10 protein-coding genes and 2 tRNA genes are annotated in these 16,079 nt (G+C 40.0%); 6 read left to right on the top strand and 6 right to left on the bottom strand.

Translation table 11 applies throughout. From position 1 onward, the window contains the following. Positions 1–79 precede the first annotated feature (79 nt). Both PLZ15_09060 and PLZ15_09065 read left to right on the top strand, forming a co-directional pair. Positions 80–155 (top strand) — tRNA-Gly (locus tag PLZ15_09060). A gap of 77 nt (positions 156–232) precedes the next feature. Continuing rightward, positions 233–307: transfer RNA gene (locus PLZ15_09065), tRNA-Val, on the top strand. 464 nt (positions 308–771) lie between these two features. Here PLZ15_09065 and PLZ15_09070 read toward each other — a convergent pair. Both PLZ15_09070 and dinB read right to left on the bottom strand, forming a co-directional pair. Beyond that, positions 772–2,427, bottom strand: a complete 1,656-nt coding sequence (locus PLZ15_09070; protein ID HOI29893.1) for a PHP domain-containing protein — start codon at positions 2,425–2,427, stop codon at positions 772–774. Positions 2,428–2,430: 3 nt separating this feature from the next. Beyond that, positions 2,431–3,582: a DNA polymerase IV gene (gene dinB, locus PLZ15_09075; protein HOI29894.1), complete on the bottom strand. Its 1,152-nt coding sequence runs from the start codon at positions 3,580–3,582 to the stop codon at positions 2,431–2,433. 67 nt (positions 3,583–3,649) lie between these two features. Between dinB and PLZ15_09080 the strand changes: the two genes are divergently transcribed. Beyond that, positions 3,650–5,347, top strand: a complete 1,698-nt coding sequence (locus tag PLZ15_09080) for a hypothetical protein (GenBank protein HOI29895.1) — start codon at positions 3,650–3,652, stop codon at positions 5,345–5,347. Here the strand turns inward: PLZ15_09080 and PLZ15_09085 are convergent. Next, positions 5,327–6,211 (bottom strand): DUF72 domain-containing protein, encoded by an 885-nt coding sequence (locus PLZ15_09085; GenBank protein HOI29896.1) that lies wholly within the window; start codon positions 6,209–6,211, stop codon positions 5,327–5,329. The genes PLZ15_09080 and PLZ15_09085 overlap by 21 nt on opposite strands. 69 nt (positions 6,212–6,280) lie before the next feature. Between PLZ15_09085 and PLZ15_09090 the strand changes: the two genes are divergently transcribed. After that, the gene (locus PLZ15_09090) at positions 6,281–6,883 is read left to right on the top strand and encodes an SOS response-associated peptidase (GenBank protein HOI29897.1); all 603 of its coding nucleotides are present in this window, start codon (positions 6,281–6,283) and stop codon (positions 6,881–6,883) included. 119 nt (positions 6,884–7,002) lie between these two features. Beyond that, positions 7,003–11,574, top strand: coding sequence for a PAS domain S-box protein (locus PLZ15_09095; protein HOI29898.1), 4,572 nt, complete (start codon positions 7,003–7,005; stop codon positions 11,572–11,574). A gap of 23 nt (positions 11,575–11,597) precedes the next feature. Here PLZ15_09095 and PLZ15_09100 read toward each other — a convergent pair whose 3' ends face one another. Together PLZ15_09100 and PLZ15_09105 are read right to left on the bottom strand one after the other, a co-directional pair. Then, positions 11,598–12,767, bottom strand: a complete 1,170-nt coding sequence (locus PLZ15_09100; protein ID HOI29899.1) for a hypothetical protein — start codon at positions 12,765–12,767, stop codon at positions 11,598–11,600. 8 nt (positions 12,768–12,775) lie between these two features. Beyond that, entirely contained in the window at positions 12,776–14,122 is a 1,347-nt protein-coding gene (locus PLZ15_09105; GenBank protein ID HOI29900.1) for a multiheme c-type cytochrome, read from the bottom strand. A gap of 139 nt (positions 14,123–14,261) precedes the next feature. On the opposite strand from PLZ15_09105, the gene PLZ15_09110 reads away from it, so the two are divergent. Continuing rightward, positions 14,262–15,431 (top strand): energy transducer TonB, encoded by a 1,170-nt coding sequence (locus PLZ15_09110; protein HOI29901.1) that lies wholly within the window; start codon positions 14,262–14,264, stop codon positions 15,429–15,431. Here the strand turns inward: PLZ15_09110 and PLZ15_09115 are convergent. Further along, complete coding sequence (locus tag PLZ15_09115) at positions 15,409–16,017, bottom strand: thioredoxin family protein (protein HOI29902.1); 609 nt, start codon at positions 16,015–16,017, stop codon at positions 15,409–15,411. The two genes, PLZ15_09110 and PLZ15_09115, sit on opposite strands and share 23 nt — an antisense overlap. Between the last annotated feature and the right edge of the window lie 62 nt (positions 16,018–16,079).

Raw genomic sequence — 16,079 nt, forward strand, 5'->3', positions numbered from 1 at the left:
TTGAATTCGAGCTGAAGCATTGATAATTTTACCTGTGATCGTTATGTAAGTCGGTCATTTGTTTTATAAATTGTAATGTGCGGGCGTAGCTCAGCTGGTAGAGCATTAGCTTCCCAAGCTAAGGGTCGCGGGTCCGAATCCCGTCGCCCGCTCCAAATAATTTGATTTTCGGTTTGTAAATTTTGTGTAATTGTTCTATAATTGTGTCACAAAATTTTGATCTTTTTATAATGGGAGCTTAGCTCAGCTGGTTCAGAGCATCTGCCTTACAAGCAGAGGGTCATTGGTTCGAATCCATTAGCTCCCACAAAAACCCGGTATTTATTATCGGGTTTTTTGATGTCCATAGTGATCTCTGTTGTTAAAGATTAAAAGCTTATTTAGTATTATTTCTTTTTCCGGCTCTTTGGTTTTCGGATTATAAATTTCCGGCACTCAAGATGTTCTTTTACGGTTTTCCAGCCATGATTTTGTAAGACAACTTCTGGTTCCAATGCTTCATATCACATTTTCTGCACTTATCGTTTTTTACATTCACATGTAGTAATGTTTCTGTTTTTCTCGTTAGAAGTGTTTTTTGATTCTTCTTATTAAGTTTAATCATTTCTATCGGGGGCAATGTAGTAATACGTTTTTGTCTTTTTCAGAACATTTGTTTTTTTGTGAAGGTGTAGTAGTCACACCTTCCGGGCAAAAGGGTATGGTTGCTAACCCCTCTGCGATCATACCCGGATGCTTTCTAACTCTTCCCGGATTAATTCCAGTTTTAGCTTATTCTGATATGCGGAATATTTTATTCCGGGAGTCATCCGTTGTATTTTCGCTGTTGATTTTCCGCATGGTCTCTTTAAGAACGCCGAGCGAACGCTGACTTAACAGATCAATCTTTATAAGTCCAAGATCTTCAATCGGGTACATATCCGGCTGCGTGATTATGAGTCCCAATCCTTTATTCCTGGCGTATTCGAGTGCAACATAATTTGTAATCGGTTGCCGTGTAATTACAATGCCCGAGGGATGAATACTCAGGTGCCGCGGGAATCCCGATAGTCTCGAAGCGATCCCGATAATAGTTTTCCACGGCTCGCTCTGGAAATTGAGAGACCGGGTTTCCGGAAATTTTTCGGCAATGTTTACCAGGTTTTTTGCGCTCGTCCATGGAATGAACTTGCTGTACTTGGAGATTTCTCCTTCAGAAATACCGAATACCTTTGCCACTTCGCGGAAAGCCGAACGGGCTCTGAATGTAACGGTAGTAGAGATCATTGCAACTTTATCGTAGCCGTATTTTTCATAGACATACCTGATGATCTCATCGCGTTCCTTCCAGGAGAAATCGAGGTCCACATCCGGAGGCGATAGGCGGCCGCGATTGAGAAATCTTTCGAAGTAGAGTTTGTATTTAAGCGGATCAACTTCCGTGAATCCGAGGCAATAGGAGACAAGACTGTTCGCGGCCGAGCCCCTGCCTATATGCATCATACCGCGGCTCCTGGCTTCACGTATTATATCCCAGACTATCAGGAAGTAATCGCAGAAGCCCATCTCGTCAATTACCTCCAGTTCGTATTGAAGGCGTTTTACAGCCGTATCGGTTATCGGCTTGTAACGTTCCTGTAACCCGTTGAATACGATCTTCCATAGAAATGAGAAAGCCGATTCTTCAGTAGGAAGGGGAAAGAGAGGAAATTTGTAACGGCCGATATCGAGATCAACATTGCACGCCTGGGCAATCCTCTCGGCGTTCCAGACCGCCTCCGGAAGTGCACGCCATTCTTTAATCAGTTCGTCGCGGGTCTTTAAATGGTATTCCTCATCAGCCGTCATTCCGCCGGTCAGGTTCTCAAGTGTTGAATTGAGTTTAATTGCCGTTACTACTTTGTGGAGAAGATAGTCGTCCGGTTTTATAAAATATGCGGGATGAACAGCGGCAATTTTCAGGTTGTTGGTTTTCGAAAATTCGTAAAGCTCGCGTGTCCTTCTCTTACTCTTCTCAGTCAGGGTAAGCTCAAGAAACAGATTCTGCCGGAGTGCTAAATCAATATTAATCTGCCTTAACAGATCCATTGAAGATGTGAGTACAAATAAATTATGAATCGGTTGAACGAATAAATCTGTAATTGCAAAATTTTCTTTCAGTTTCCGTGTAGTTATGAACTTGCAGAGCTGCGAGTACCCTTCGTTGTTCTTTGCGATGAAAACGGCACTCAGGTTTTTATTGCGCGGGTCGTCTATAAATGCGCCGAGCAACGGCTTGATGTTGCTCTCCTTTGCGATCTTATAAAACTGTATAAGCCCGTACATCGCATTTGTATCGGTAAGTGCAACAAACTGGCTTCCGGATTTTTTGGCGAATGTTACAAGTTCGTCGACCGGGATTGTTCCTTCCAGCAGTGAATAGTTCGAGTGTGCCCGGAGTGTAAACATGATTTAGCCGTTTTCTGTTTTGCCGATCCGTATTGAATCGAATCCGTATTTATCTCTTATTTTCATTACAGCCCTCAGCATTCTCTTCCGGATCGTTTCATTATCTTCAAATAAAATACATTGTTCTGTATAGTGGTTTAATTTACTCAGATGAATCCCGATCAGCCTTATCCCGACCCTGCGTGTAAAAGACTTTTCGAACAGATCCTTTGCTATTTCAAATACTAGTTTATCGTCGTCGGTCGGCTCGGTCGTTTTTGCGCGTGTAAGAGTAACAAAATCCGTGTACCGGAGTTTTATGGATACAGTTGAAGTCTGCCAGTTTTCATTACGGAGGAGCTGACATGCTTTGCTTACAAGTTCAAAAAGGATCTCTTCAATTTTAGTTCTGCTTACCAGGTCTTTATCGAAAGTGGTTTCTTTGGAAATACTTTTACGTTCGTGTTCAGTAACGAGTATATCGTTCCCTCTGCCGTTAGCTTTCTCCCATAGCTCTGTCCCGAACTTTCCCAGGAGGGCCGATAGATAATCGGGGGATCCGTTAGCAATGTCGCCGGTAACTTTGAATCCTCTGGAGCGGAGTATCGGGAAAGTAGCTTTTCCTATACCGGGTATCTTTTCAATAGGCAGGGGGGCTAAAAAATCTTTCTCACCGCCGGGAGGCACATATGTAATCCCTCTCGGCTTCTTGAAGTCCGAGGCGATCTTTGCGATTGTTTTATTGGATGCTATGCCTATAGAGCTTGGCAGGTGAAATTTATCCCATATTTCTTTCTGGAGTCTTTCGGCAAATTGAACCGGCGGGCCGTAGATTTTCCCGCATCCTGTGAAATCGAGGTAGAATTCATCAATAGAAGCCTGCTGAACAACGGGGAAGTAGCTTTCGAGCAGACGTTTTACGGCTCTGGAGAATCTTCCGTATTCCCTGCCATGTCCGTGTAAATAAACACCTTGCGGACATAATCTGAAAGCCGTTCTAATCGGCATGGCCGAATGCAGCCCGAACCGGCGTGCCTCGTAGCTGCATGCGGCTACAACACCCCGTCCGTGCGGATCACCCCCAACAATAACCGGTTTTCCTTCCAGGGAGGGGTCTAATATCCTTTCTACGGAGACGAAGAACGCATCCATGTCGAGGTGAAAAATGGTCTTCATATAAATCCTGTCTCATACTTATTTGGCACTTGACTTTCATTTTGCCAAATTATAATATAGTGCACAAATGTTCACTATTAATATGAAAAATTCTCCGTTAACAAGCAATACGGTTCTTCTGGATATGTCGGCTTACCAGTTGCCTAATTCAAAAGAGCAGGCCCGGATCTTTGATACCGTTCCGCGGATTGTAAAGGAAACCGGCTTCAATATATTCGATTACTATAAAGTATTTGAGGACGAAGAGACCAAGCGGATAATAAGAGAAGGGGAAACAATCGGGTGCTTCTATATCGAGAGTCCCGGAATGCGTTCCCTGCTGCGCAGAACCGACTGCGATACTTTCGAAATGCTTACGGCTGTTTCGTCTGTGATTCGTCCCGGTGTTGCCGAATCCGGCATGATGAGGGAATTCGTTGAGAGGCATAAGGACCCCGGGCGGAGAAAATATCTTGTACCCGAAATGGAAAAATATCTCGGGGAAACATACGGTGTGATGGTCTATCAGGAGGATGTTATAAAAGTCGCCCACCATATTGTCGGCTTAACTCTCGAGGAATCCGATCTGCTCCGCAGGGCAATGAGCGGAAAGATGCGCTCGCATAAAGCAATGAACATGATAGTAGATAAATTCTTCGCCTGCTGCCGAGAGAAAGGATATTCCGAAGAGGTATCGCAGAAATTGTGGAAGCAGATCGAATCATTTGCAGGTTATGCGTTCTGTAAAGCTCACAGCGCTTCATTTGCGCTTCTATCGTTCCAGGTTGCCTATCTTAAGGCCCATTACCCGGCGGAATTTATGGCTGCTGTGCTTAGTAACCAGGGGGGATACTATTCGGCAGCGGTTTATATATCCGAGGCACAACGGCTTGGAATAAAAATTTTACTCCCTTCTGTTAATAAGAGCGTTTATGAGTATGCGGGAAACGGAAGGGAGATAAGAATCGGTCTGATGGCCGTTAAAAATCTTGAGAAGAGTACGACCGATAAAATTATTCAGGAGAGGGAACAGAGAGGAACCTATTTATCTCTTGCGGATTTTTTAAGACGGACCATGCTTACTTACGAGCAGACGGAGATACTCGTAAAGTGCGGTGCAATGGATTGCTTCGAACAGACGCGCCCCACTCTGCTTCGTCTTATAGATCTCTATTTCAGCCACAGAAAACTGATTCTTGGTAGCGGATCGGATCTGTTCGAGAATGAAACCGTTAAGCTCGAAAAGGAAGTTGTTACCCGGCGCCAGTTCACCTCCGATGAAATGTGCCTTCATGAATACAAAGCATTCGGATATATGGTAACCAAACACCCGCTCGAATTCTTTGCCGAAGAGATCGGCTCCCCCGGAATAGTCAAAGCATCCGGAATGACTAAGCATCATAACCGAACAGTCAAAATGATCGGATGGTATATGACTTCTAAAAGAATTAAAACAAGTAAAGGGGAGATAATGAAGTTCCTTTCGCTCGAGGACCTGTCGGGCACATTTGAAGCCGTGATCTTTCCTAAAGCGTATCAGAAGTATGCAGAGCTTACGCTTTCTATGGGGCCTTATCTCGTAGAAGGACGCGTAGATGCTTTGAACGGCAATAACATAATTGTGGAAAATCTTTCCGTGCTGGCAGCCGAGAAAGCGCGGTCGGTAACACAGAAAGACCGTACCTCAACCGATTTCTTCGGCGATGTTGAAAAGCCTCTCGACTTCGATGAGGTTTACCTTGTTAATTCTCTCGACAGGGAGAAGTTAGTTCAGGCTTATCTTTGAAAGGCGGGGATATGCTTTGAGCGTTGTTTCAGGGATATTCACTTTGATTCTCTCGTTCAGAAGATGGATCAATTCGAGAGCATTTGCAACAGCATTCCCTTTTGGATGATTATTCAGTATTACAAAGACTTTTTTGACGGTATCGAGCACTTCTTTTATTTTCTGTTCAATCTCAACAAGTTCACCCGGAGAGTAAAGATAATTGTACCGTTCATTCTGCTCTTCATAGGTCTTCTCTTTGCTATAATTGCCGAGTGAGGATTTCCATGCTTTAGTATTCCGGCCGTGGAAACGGATATAAAGATTTTCACCTGCCTTAAGTGGCTTGAACTCAACGGCTTCGCCGATTGACGGCTGATCGATTGTACAGAGAGAACTTCTATTCTTCCCCAGGAAATCAAAAAAACGCTGGATGAACCACGACTTATGTCTTACCTCGATATATTTTTCATATTCGGGGAAAATATCGATAAGGTTTTTGACATGGTTAGCGTTCTCTTTATCGAGGGTGAATGAGTATGGGAACTGAATGAGCAAACCACCGAAGCGGCCGGCATTTGTTAATTTGTCCAGATTATATTTTACGGCTTTTATCTGCTCTGAAGTGAATCTTCTTTTATGTGTAAAGTCCTGATGCAGCTTGATAGTGAATAGAAAATCATCCTTATCTTCAACTTTATTGATCCATCCTTCAACTATACCGGGATTTATATACGTATAATAACTGGAATTTACCTCTACGACATTAAAAAAGCTCGAATAATATTCTAGCCAGTCGAATTGCGACGTTTGGGCTTTCGGATAGAATGAAGGGACCCAATCCTTATAAGACCATCCGGCTGTCCCGATATATAATTTTTCCATTCGGATTTTAGAATTATGAAATTCTAATTGCTATATTAAAGAGAGACAATCAAAAAAGAAAGAAATAAAATGTGCGGAAGATTCGAAAATAAAGTGAATGAAAATCAGTTCGTTCAACTCTTCAAAGAAATGCAAATAGATATTCTAGTTGATGAGTCAATCAAAAAAAACAAAAATGAAAACATTGCCCCGACAGATAAGATATTCGCAATCCGAAGACTAAATGAAAACTATCAGCTCTCGCTCCTTAACTGGGGAATAAAATTCAAAGAGGATTCACCTCTTATATTCAACAGCCGAATCGAGACGATCAAAGAAAAAAAATACTGGTTCACTTTGTTCGACAGAAACAGGTGCATTGTACCTATGAGCGGATTCTATGAATGGAAAAAGGAAGGAAGTAAAAAAATCCCCCACAAAATTTATCTGCCGGATAAAGAGATATTCTTTGTACCTGCACTCTATTATACAGACAGCAAGAAAAACATTTATACTTCACTTATTACAACAGTACCGAATAAATTCATTAAACAGATCCATCACCGGATGCCGGTAATTCTGGACCTTAAAACGGCCATCGACTATCTCGGCAATGATGCAGGCAGAAACCTTGACCTCTGCGTCCCTTACAGCGATTTAAGCGAAATGAAATCTCAACAAATTAAACTTTAGCAGTAGGAAATTTGTTCTATCTGTTTGAAATTAGCTTTCACAACTGCCTTGAAACAAGCTGATTAATTTCTATCTTTTATCAGCAATATTCTTCCTGCGATGGAAGAAAAGGAAATAATATGGATAATAAAAAGCTATCCGGAATCTTTAAAGGTAGTCCTCTAGGTTACGCTCTCCATGAAATTAAGCTTGATAAAAAAAAGAGGCCAGTTGATTATGTCTTTCTGGACGCCAACAGTTCTTTCGAAAAAATTACAGGCTTGAAAAAATCACGTATAATCGGCAGAAGTGTGCTTTCCTTAATGCCTCAACTGGAAAGGAAATGGATCACTACCTATAGTAAAGTTGCAATAAATGGAATCAATGTCGAATTTGAAGATTATGCGGCACCATTAAAAAGATTCTACAAGGTTTATGCTTTCTCGCCGGAAAAGGGAAAGTTCGTTACTCTGCTTACTGATATAACGGGAATTAAAATTGAAGAACAGAATGCCCAAAAAAAAAAAAGTCTCTATTCCGCGTTAAGCCAGGTAAATCAGCTGATAATCAGAGAGAAGAAGATCCCAAGACTATTTAAAGAAGTTTGTAATCTGATAGCAGATTTCGCCGGATTCGAAAAAGTTTGTTTGTATAAATATCAGCCTGAGAAAAAAGACTTAACATTAATTGCTTCAAGTAGCTCCGGAAATAGTTTTAAGCATCAATCGAAAACCTCATCAATTAAATTACCCGGTACTCCAAACCTGTTGAGGAAAACTCTTCTTAACGGTAAAATCCATTTCTATAATAATCAGAAGCAGATTGAAAACGATCCCTTTTTAAAATCAAAAATACTAAGTAAAAATATTAAGTCGGTTATCTCTCTTCCGATCAAATCACTCACCGGAGAAAAACTTGTTCTTGTAATATTAATCAGCGAAGCAAATTATTTCGATTCTCAGGTCCGGATAATAATGAATGACATGGCCAATGATATTTCTTTCGCATATAATTTGATAAATCAGGAAGAGTTACGGAAAAAAGTTGAGCTTGAGCTTTTAATGAGTGAGTCTCAATTTCGTGTCCTCTATCAGAATGTACCAACCGGATTGTACAGAACTACACCGTCCGGAGAAATTATCCTGGCAAATCCGGCATTTATTAAAATGATGGGTTATAATTCCATGGAGGAATTGAAAAAGATAAATATTAAAACCGATCTTATAAATCCTCTTTATCCCCGCTCGGAATTCAAAAAGATTATGTCTGCAAAGGGTGAGGTCTTTGGTTTTGAATCGGTTATGAAAAAGAAAGATGGCTCGCTTATTTATTTCCGGGAGAATGCCAGGGCAATTAAGGATAATAAAGGAAGGATACAGTATTACGAGGGTTCCATTGAAGATATTACAATTGCTAAACTCTCTGCTGAAAAACTTAAAAAAAGCGAGGAAAGCTATCGCGGATTGTTTAACAGTGTTGAAGAAGCAATTTATATACAGGATGAAAAAGGAAGATTTCTCGACGTTAATGAAGGTGCAGTAAAGATTTATGGCTACCCCAGAAGTTATTTTATCGGTAAAACACCCGAATTTCTTTCAGCACCGGAAAAGAATGATCTTAAAAAAATAGCTAATAATGTTAAGCAAGCTTTTGAAGGTGTTAATCAGGAGTTTGAATTCTGGGGAAAGAAAAAGAACGGCGAAATATTTTTGAAAAATGTAAGACTATATAATGGTACCTATTTCGGGAAAAAAGTAGTAATAGCAATAGCACAGGATATTACTGAAAAACGGAAGTCGGAAATTTCTCTTTTGGAAAGTGAAGCTTCTTACAAATCATTGATCGAATCTTCTCAGGATGCTATTTATGTTCTGCAGAGTAAAAAACTTCTTCTTGTTAATTCCGCGTGGCTAAAAATGTTCGGTTATTCTTTCGGTGAGGTGATGAGCAAGGATTGGAATATTATGAAAATCGTTTCTCCTGAAAGCCGTAAAATGATTGAGGAAAAATTCAGATCCAGCATTGAGAATGGACCCAGGTCGTCTAGATATGAAATGAAGGCCGTTACGAAAGATGGCAGGGAACTGGATCTGGACGTGAGTGTTTCCGTCGTTAATTGGAAGGGGACTCCTGCATATCAGGGAATCTACCGTGATATTACCGAACGTAAAAGAACAATTGAGCAGCTGAAAAACAAAGATGCTCTTCTGGAAGCCTCCGCAAAGATTGCTGAAATTCTAATCTCTACCTCCAATCTTAATCTTTCAATTAACAATTCTCTAGGGATTATTGGCGAAGCTTCGAGGGTATCCCGGGTTTATATTTTCGAAAAACACTTACAGCCGGTTACAAATAAAATTCTAATGAGCCAGCGTTACGAATGGACTAATGGAAATGTATCGGTTGAATTGGGTAATCCTGAACTTCAGGATATGGATCTTAATGAAGTTTTTCCAGGCTGGTATGATCTATTCAGTAAGGGGAAAGTGATTAAAAGTCTTGTGAAAGACCTTCCGGAGAGTATAAGAAAGTTAATGGAACCGCAGCAGATTATCTCCCTGCTCCTAGTTCCCATTTTTGTAAAGAACTCCCTGTGGGGATTTATCGGTTTCGATGATTGTGAGAATGAAAGGCAGTGGAGCGAATCTGAAATTACAGCCCTTTCAATAACCGGTAATACTATCGGAAACGCAATTGCAAGGAACTCAATTGAGAATGATCTTCGTATCAGTGAAAAAAAATACCGTACGATTTTCGAAAATGTCCAGGATATCTTTTACCGTGCCGATAATAAAGGAATTGTAACCGAGATAAGCCCTTCTATCGGCAGATATTCCGGTTTTAAACCGGAGGAGATACATGGTAAACCCGTAACCGATTTTTACAGCGATCCGGTTGAAAGAGCAAATCTCTTGAAAATTCTTAATGAAAAAGGGGAAGTAACTGATTTTGAAATTACTCTTAGAACCAAGTGGGGCGGTGTAATACATACGTCGGTAAATACACATTTATTGAAGGATGATTATGGAAATGTAATTGGAGTTGAAGGCACCTTGCGGGATATTACCGAGAGAAAAACGGCTATGAGCCAGATTCAGAAATTATTATTGGCCCTCGACGGAAGCCCTGCTTCCGTCATTATAACTGATCCGCTGGGAATTATTGAGTATGTCAATTCAAAATTCTGCAAAGTTACCGGCTACACCCGCGAGGAAGTAATTGGTAATAAAACTAACATATTAAAATCGGGATATCATGAACCGGATCTTTATAAAAATCTCTGGACAACAATTAGTTCGGGTCGTGAGTGGAATGGGGAATTCCTGAACCGGAAGAAGAATGGTGAGCTTTTCTGGGAGGCCGCATCGATTTCTCCGATTAAAAATTCAAAAGGCGAAATAACAAACTTTGTTTCCGTTAAAGAGGATATAACAGAAAAGAAATTGCAGCTCGAAAAACTTCTCCGTTATCAGAACCTGCTCAACGGGGTCTCGGAATCGGTAAGGATATTACTGACCGAATCGGATTTTGAGTTTGCAATTGTGCAGGCACTGCAAACTCTTGGAAGCGCTTCCGGTGTGGACAGAGCTTATATTTTCGAGAATAGTATTTCGGAAAAATCCGGTGAGCTGCTGATGTCACAGAAATACGAATGGACCAAGCCCGGAATACTATCGCAGAAAGAGAATGATAGATTAATAAATCTTAGCTATAAAGAATTTGCCCCTTCCCTTTATAATAAACTGGTTAGAAATGAAATCTTCAGTTATCTCGTAAAAAACCTGGATGAGGCGGAAAGGGAACTCCTTGAAGCGCAGGGGATAAAAGCCATAATCATTTTCCCGATTTTTATTAAGGACAGCTTCTGGGGATTTATAGGATTTGACAATGTACATAGTGAAGAGCTATGGACTTCAAGCGAGGAATCGATTCTCGTTGCTGCTTCGGCCAGTATTGGTGGAGCCATTGAGAGAGAAGAGAGCCGTCTCGAACTTTTAAATGCAAAGGAGAATGCTGAGAAAGCTAATCAGCTTAAATCCGAATTCCTTGCTCAAATGTCCCATGAAATCCGTTCTCCGTTAAATGTGATACTTAATTTTTCGAACCTTATTAAGGAGGAATTCGGTCCGGATACAAACAGTACCATTAAAGATTATATAACTAGTCTTGATAGTGCGGGTAGGAGAATTATCAGAACGATTGATATGATTCTGAATATGTCCGAACTTCATACCGGTTCTTATGAGCCAAAAATCAAAATCTTTGATCTTTATGAAGATATTATTACTCCAATTTTAAATGAATATAAGAAAACCGCCGAGCTAAAAGGTCTTCAATTGAATTTTACTTCGGAATTGAAAAGTGCAGTAGTAAACCTTGATGAATACAGTGTAAGTCAGGCAATGGCTAATTTGATAGACAATGCAATTAAGTACACGAAGTCGGGTAGTGTTGACGTAATTATCCGGAAAAATGAGAAAGATCTACTTAATGTTATTATTAAGGATACAGGAATTGGAATTTCAAAAGAATATCTGCCGAATATATTCGAAGCGTTTACTCAGGAGGATAGAGGATATACAAGAGAATATGATGGAAACGGACTCGGTTTAGCACTTGTAAAGAAGTATTGCGAAATAAATAAAATGGAATTGGAAATTGAAAGCGAAAAAGGGAAAGGAACAACTATTAGTATTGTATTCAATAAATAATTGTTCCTTTCAATAAATTTTTACTAAAACGCAGCAATTACACCAGTAGAGAACTGTGCAAATTTCTTGTCGAAATTATATGTTAATTCACCAATCAATCGGATGTTTCTTCTCATCATATATCCAAGACTTAAAGTGCCTGACTGATACTCTAAAGGTTTGTAATCGGATTTAATCCAGTTGTATAGAGCCACGCCGTACCATTTGCTTTCATCGCCTTCAGGAGTATAGATCAGTTCTGCAAATCCTCCGTTCGATTTAATATTTGTATTGAAAGCCGTCGGCTTATCGTCAACGCGAGCTACATATTGGAAGTTAAGCTCAAGCCGGTCTTTTAGACTGAATGTAAAATCCGGTCCGTAGATACGCATGGCATTCTCAAAATTGTTATTAAGCTCGTCCGATAATTTTTCTTTTCCGAAGTATCCGAAACCGCCGATTCTGAATCCCTCAACTACATCCTGCGAAACTCTTACCATAAGGTTCTTATATTTATCGTTATCAAAGTTCCTGAAGACGTTAGCATGACCGATTCCGGTTCCGTTAAGTATCTCGAGTGTAAAATCGATTCCTGTTGGGAGGCCATATGTAAGCATTATTCCCCGGTCATATGTTAAATCGGAATTGGAATATCCCGAAGCGGCTTTATAAATCTGATAATCTTCAAATGTCAAACGCAATTCTCTTTTGAATAAAGGGTCGGAAACCTGGAACTGTCCTACGTACAAATCGAGATCGGTACCGAAAAGATCGTTGAACATTATAAAAGCATCTTCAATTCCGGCAACTTCACCTCTCTCACTGAAGAAAAAATAAAAATAGTATGCTACATCCGGGGCAATTGATCCGCCTGAAAGTAATTTGAAAACATAAGGTGTAGATATGTCGCTTTGATCAGTATTCTTATTGTTGTATGTAACGTATCCTTCCATCCTGATCGCAAGCGGAATTTCTCTGAGTAACGATAATTCATCATCACCCGTTCTTAGAAAATAACGCGGAGCGTCCTTGTCGGCTATTACAAATCCATCTCCCGCAAAATCCTCCCCGTACGCTTTTAATTTCGGGAAAGGGGAATGGCAGGTCTGACAACTTAAATTGTATTTCCTTCCGAATGCCGGAATTGCGCTCAAATTTTGAACGAACGTTAGATATATAACTGATATTAGTAGCAGGTAAATTACTTTTTTCATTAGTTCACCTATGGAAGAATTTTAATAGCTGTTGATTGTTCATTTATTTTCACTATTTCGGATTCACTTTCAGGTACATTAAGGAAATCAGCAACGGATTTTACTAGTAATTGATAGTTTAAAACAGCTCTGACTTTCAATTTTCCCTCCGGCACATCATAAGGAATACTGAAGGTAAATGTTTCTGTCTTTGTTTCTCTCGGACCGATTCGATAGTCAGTACCGAGCGATGCAGTATTCCATTGCTGAATTGTCATTCTTCCCTGCGGATCGAAATAAGGCATTCTGAAGATACGATCCCCGGCAGGGACAGCATCTCTTTCCACTCCTTTAAAATCCGGATCGTTTAATGCAATGCCCATATCCTGATAAGCCAGTGTACTTGAGGCGATAGTATATTCCTCTCCTTCAAATCCCTTTTTATCAACGGGTATATGATAAGAATTTCCTTTTTCATCACTCGCTTCAACATGAAGCCAGACGATCCGATCCTCAACTGAACCGGTAGGAAATTTGTGCCCCGTCTTCTGATTGAAAAGTGCAACCGTGAACTTAACGGTTTCTCCCGGTTCGGCTTCTTCAATATCTGGATAAATTCTCAATTCAATCACACCGCTTAATTTACCTTTGTCGTGCGCACCATGAAACAGATGTAAACGTGCATCCGGATATTTAATTCCCATTGCGGCTGTTTTAAACTCAGCTTTCGGCATATGGCAATCCTGGCAATGGACTCCTTCTTTAAAATAGGGACCTTCTTTCCATTCAAGATGAGTCGATTTAACCCAAATATCGTATGAGCTTTTCTCGTTGTGGCAGATTCCGCAGAAATCTCCGGTTCTCATAATCGGATTAATTTCTATTTCATGAGCCGGGGAGGTTATTTCGCCCTTTCTCGAAGAGTATTTTGTTTTTCCAGGATTCATTATGTAATTGAAATTATATGGAGTATCTCCAGCATATCCAGTAATACTGTGGCATACTTCGCATGAAACTGACTCGTTCGCTCTCGAATTCATACTTGGAAGCGGGGGCGGCACATCACCTACCACATATGCGATCGGTGAATGGCAACCGTTACATCCGGCTTTAACCTCGGCAACTTTTTCGTCCTTCTCGGCATGTGGAACAGCAAGCTTAAAATATTCTATTTCATCCCATTCGTGTGTATATGCCTGCGCCATCATCGATTGTTTCCATTGCTGATAAAAATCCGAATGACAGGAACTGCCGCAATATTCAGGCTTTTTAAAATCGTCGTAAGTAAAAGTCCCCAGTTTTGTCTGACTGTTCGAAGACGAATTTAAAATGAGGAATACCGTAATAAAAACTGACATAAAGAATTTATAATTCATCCGGCCTCCTAAATTCTACTTTGTTGTCTAATTTCAATCTTAACTTAAAATCTGAAAATGAGATATGCAACTATTTTAAAACAGACGATATCTGATTGAGAAAAAATCAATAAATTGTTATTGTAGATTAGGGTTAATTGTGCATAAAAATTTAATTCTTTCATTATCTATAATATTTTTTCTTCGGGCAGTTAGTTACGGGCAGACAGGGATTTTTAAAAGTTACTATCCGGATGGAATTCCAAGGTCGGAGGTTTCGTATGTAAACGACATTCTGGATGGTCAGGCTTTATACTTTCATGTGAATGGAAACCTGAAAACTGAAAAGAATTTCAGTAAAGGAATTTTACACGGCCCGGTTAGAGAATTCTATGAAAGCGGTTTATTAAAAGAAGAATATACTCTTAAAGATGGTATTAAAGAGGGAAGTAATAGAATTTATTATTCAAATGGAGCTCTGAAGGAATTGAAGATCTATGAAAAGGGAATTCTGGTGAGCAGAACCTCATTTGAATATGACCCAACTTTTAATGCACCTGTGGAAGCATATCAGGCAGGGAACAGGCAGCAGCAGCTACTTGAGAAGAGAAAGCAGACAGTTATTTGCGACGTGGAAATATGTCCGGTCCCTATTGGAGGTATGAAATCGATTCAGGAAAATCTTGTATATCCTGAGCATGCTCTTCTATACGGATTGGAAGGAACGGTTACACTTGTTGCTTCAATTAATGAAAAAGGAGAGGCTGTTTCCACGGAAATTGTGATTGGATTAGGACTGGGTTGCGAAGAAGCAGCGAATGATGCGGTTCTTAAAACTCCATTCATACCCGGGCAGAATGCAGGAATTACGGTCCCTTCAAAAGTTACACTTGAAATTGAGTTTAAGATTTTTGACCGGTCACTAATTCAATATAACGGTATTAAGCAGGATCCCAATTTGAATGCCGGAAGTAAACAGGGGAAAATTCCTGTTGAGGTTGGTAACAAGGTAAATAAGATTTCTATTACATGTGATTTGGATGAATGTGCCCGTCCGGTTGACGGACTAAAATCGATATCTGAGAAATTTGAAGCTCCTTCTGTTGCTAAGAGGCTTAAACTCAAAGGCGAAATTGAAGTTGAAGCTATAGTGGACAAATTCGGAATTGTACGGGACACGAAAACACTTAAAGGAATCGGCTATGGATGCGACGACGCTCTTGAAATCGCAATCCTGAGATCAAAGTTTTTACCGGCCCGCTCCGGTGGTGTTGAAATCGAATCTAAAATAGTTGTAAAATATTTATTTAACTATGAAGAGGAAAATTAATTTTTGTAAGTAATTCCAGAAATTCACCTTCAAGATCTTTCCCTTTATTTTCAGCATACCATGAATGCAGATTGGCAAGATATTCGTCCTTGGTTAAACCGCTCCTTTTTCCATCTTCAACTTTCTTCTGAGCGCTTTTAGGTCTTGGACCCCATTGAAAAATTTCATCACCATCCTTATCAAATGCAACAAGTTTAGGAATACTCCTGGAATTGCCGTCGGTGAGATACAGATCCATAATATCCAAATTGCTGTCGCGCAAAATTATTTTCAGTTCTATAAGAGGATTCATCTCAGCAATTTTTGAAATATATGGCAGGTTCTGGGCCGAATCACCGCACCAGTCTTCTGTTATTACCATCCAGATATGGGGTGTATCGATTTTTAATATTGAGTTTTTTAGCTCCTCGTTTACGTTATAGGTCCGGTAGATCCTGTTACTACGCTGAAGATTTAATTTTGTGACATCATATTTTTCGTTATTCCTAAAAGTCTTGTCATCAATTTTATTCTGGGTTAATTCCATAAAATTCTTGTAAGAAATCCCCGACTGTTCTATTCTATTTAATAATTTTTTTTCTATCACAACATCTCCCGGTAAATTGTGATGATTAGATAATTCTGAACATTAAAGGATTCATACGGAGT

It is taken from the genome of Melioribacteraceae bacterium (assembly GCA_035362835.1).
GTDB lineage: Bacteria > Bacteroidota > Ignavibacteria > Ignavibacteriales > Melioribacteraceae > DSXH01.

Bases quoted from the DNA above. Each gene is read 5' to 3' on its own strand.
- PLZ15_09080 (HOI29895.1), top strand. From the start codon at position 3,650: ATGTTCACTATTAATATGAAAAATTCTCCGTTAACAAGCAATACGGTT.
- PLZ15_09085 (HOI29896.1), bottom strand. From the start codon at position 6,211: ATGGAAAAATTATATATCGGGACAGCCGGATGGTCTTATAAGGATTGG.
- dinB (HOI29894.1), bottom strand. From the start codon at position 3,582: ATGAAGACCATTTTTCACCTCGACATGGATGCGTTCTTCGTCTCCGTA.
- PLZ15_09095 (HOI29898.1), top strand. From the start codon at position 7,003: ATGGATAATAAAAAGCTATCCGGAATCTTTAAAGGTAGTCCTCTAGGT.
- PLZ15_09070 (HOI29893.1), bottom strand. From the start codon at position 2,427: ATGTTTACACTCCGGGCACACTCGAACTATTCACTGCTGGAAGGAACA.
- PLZ15_09105 (HOI29900.1), bottom strand. From the start codon at position 14,122: ATGAATTATAAATTCTTTATGTCAGTTTTTATTACGGTATTCCTCATT.
- PLZ15_09100 (HOI29899.1), bottom strand. From the start codon at position 12,767: ATGAAAAAAGTAATTTACCTGCTACTAATATCAGTTATATATCTAACG.
- PLZ15_09090 (HOI29897.1), top strand. From the start codon at position 6,281: ATGTGCGGAAGATTCGAAAATAAAGTGAATGAAAATCAGTTCGTTCAA.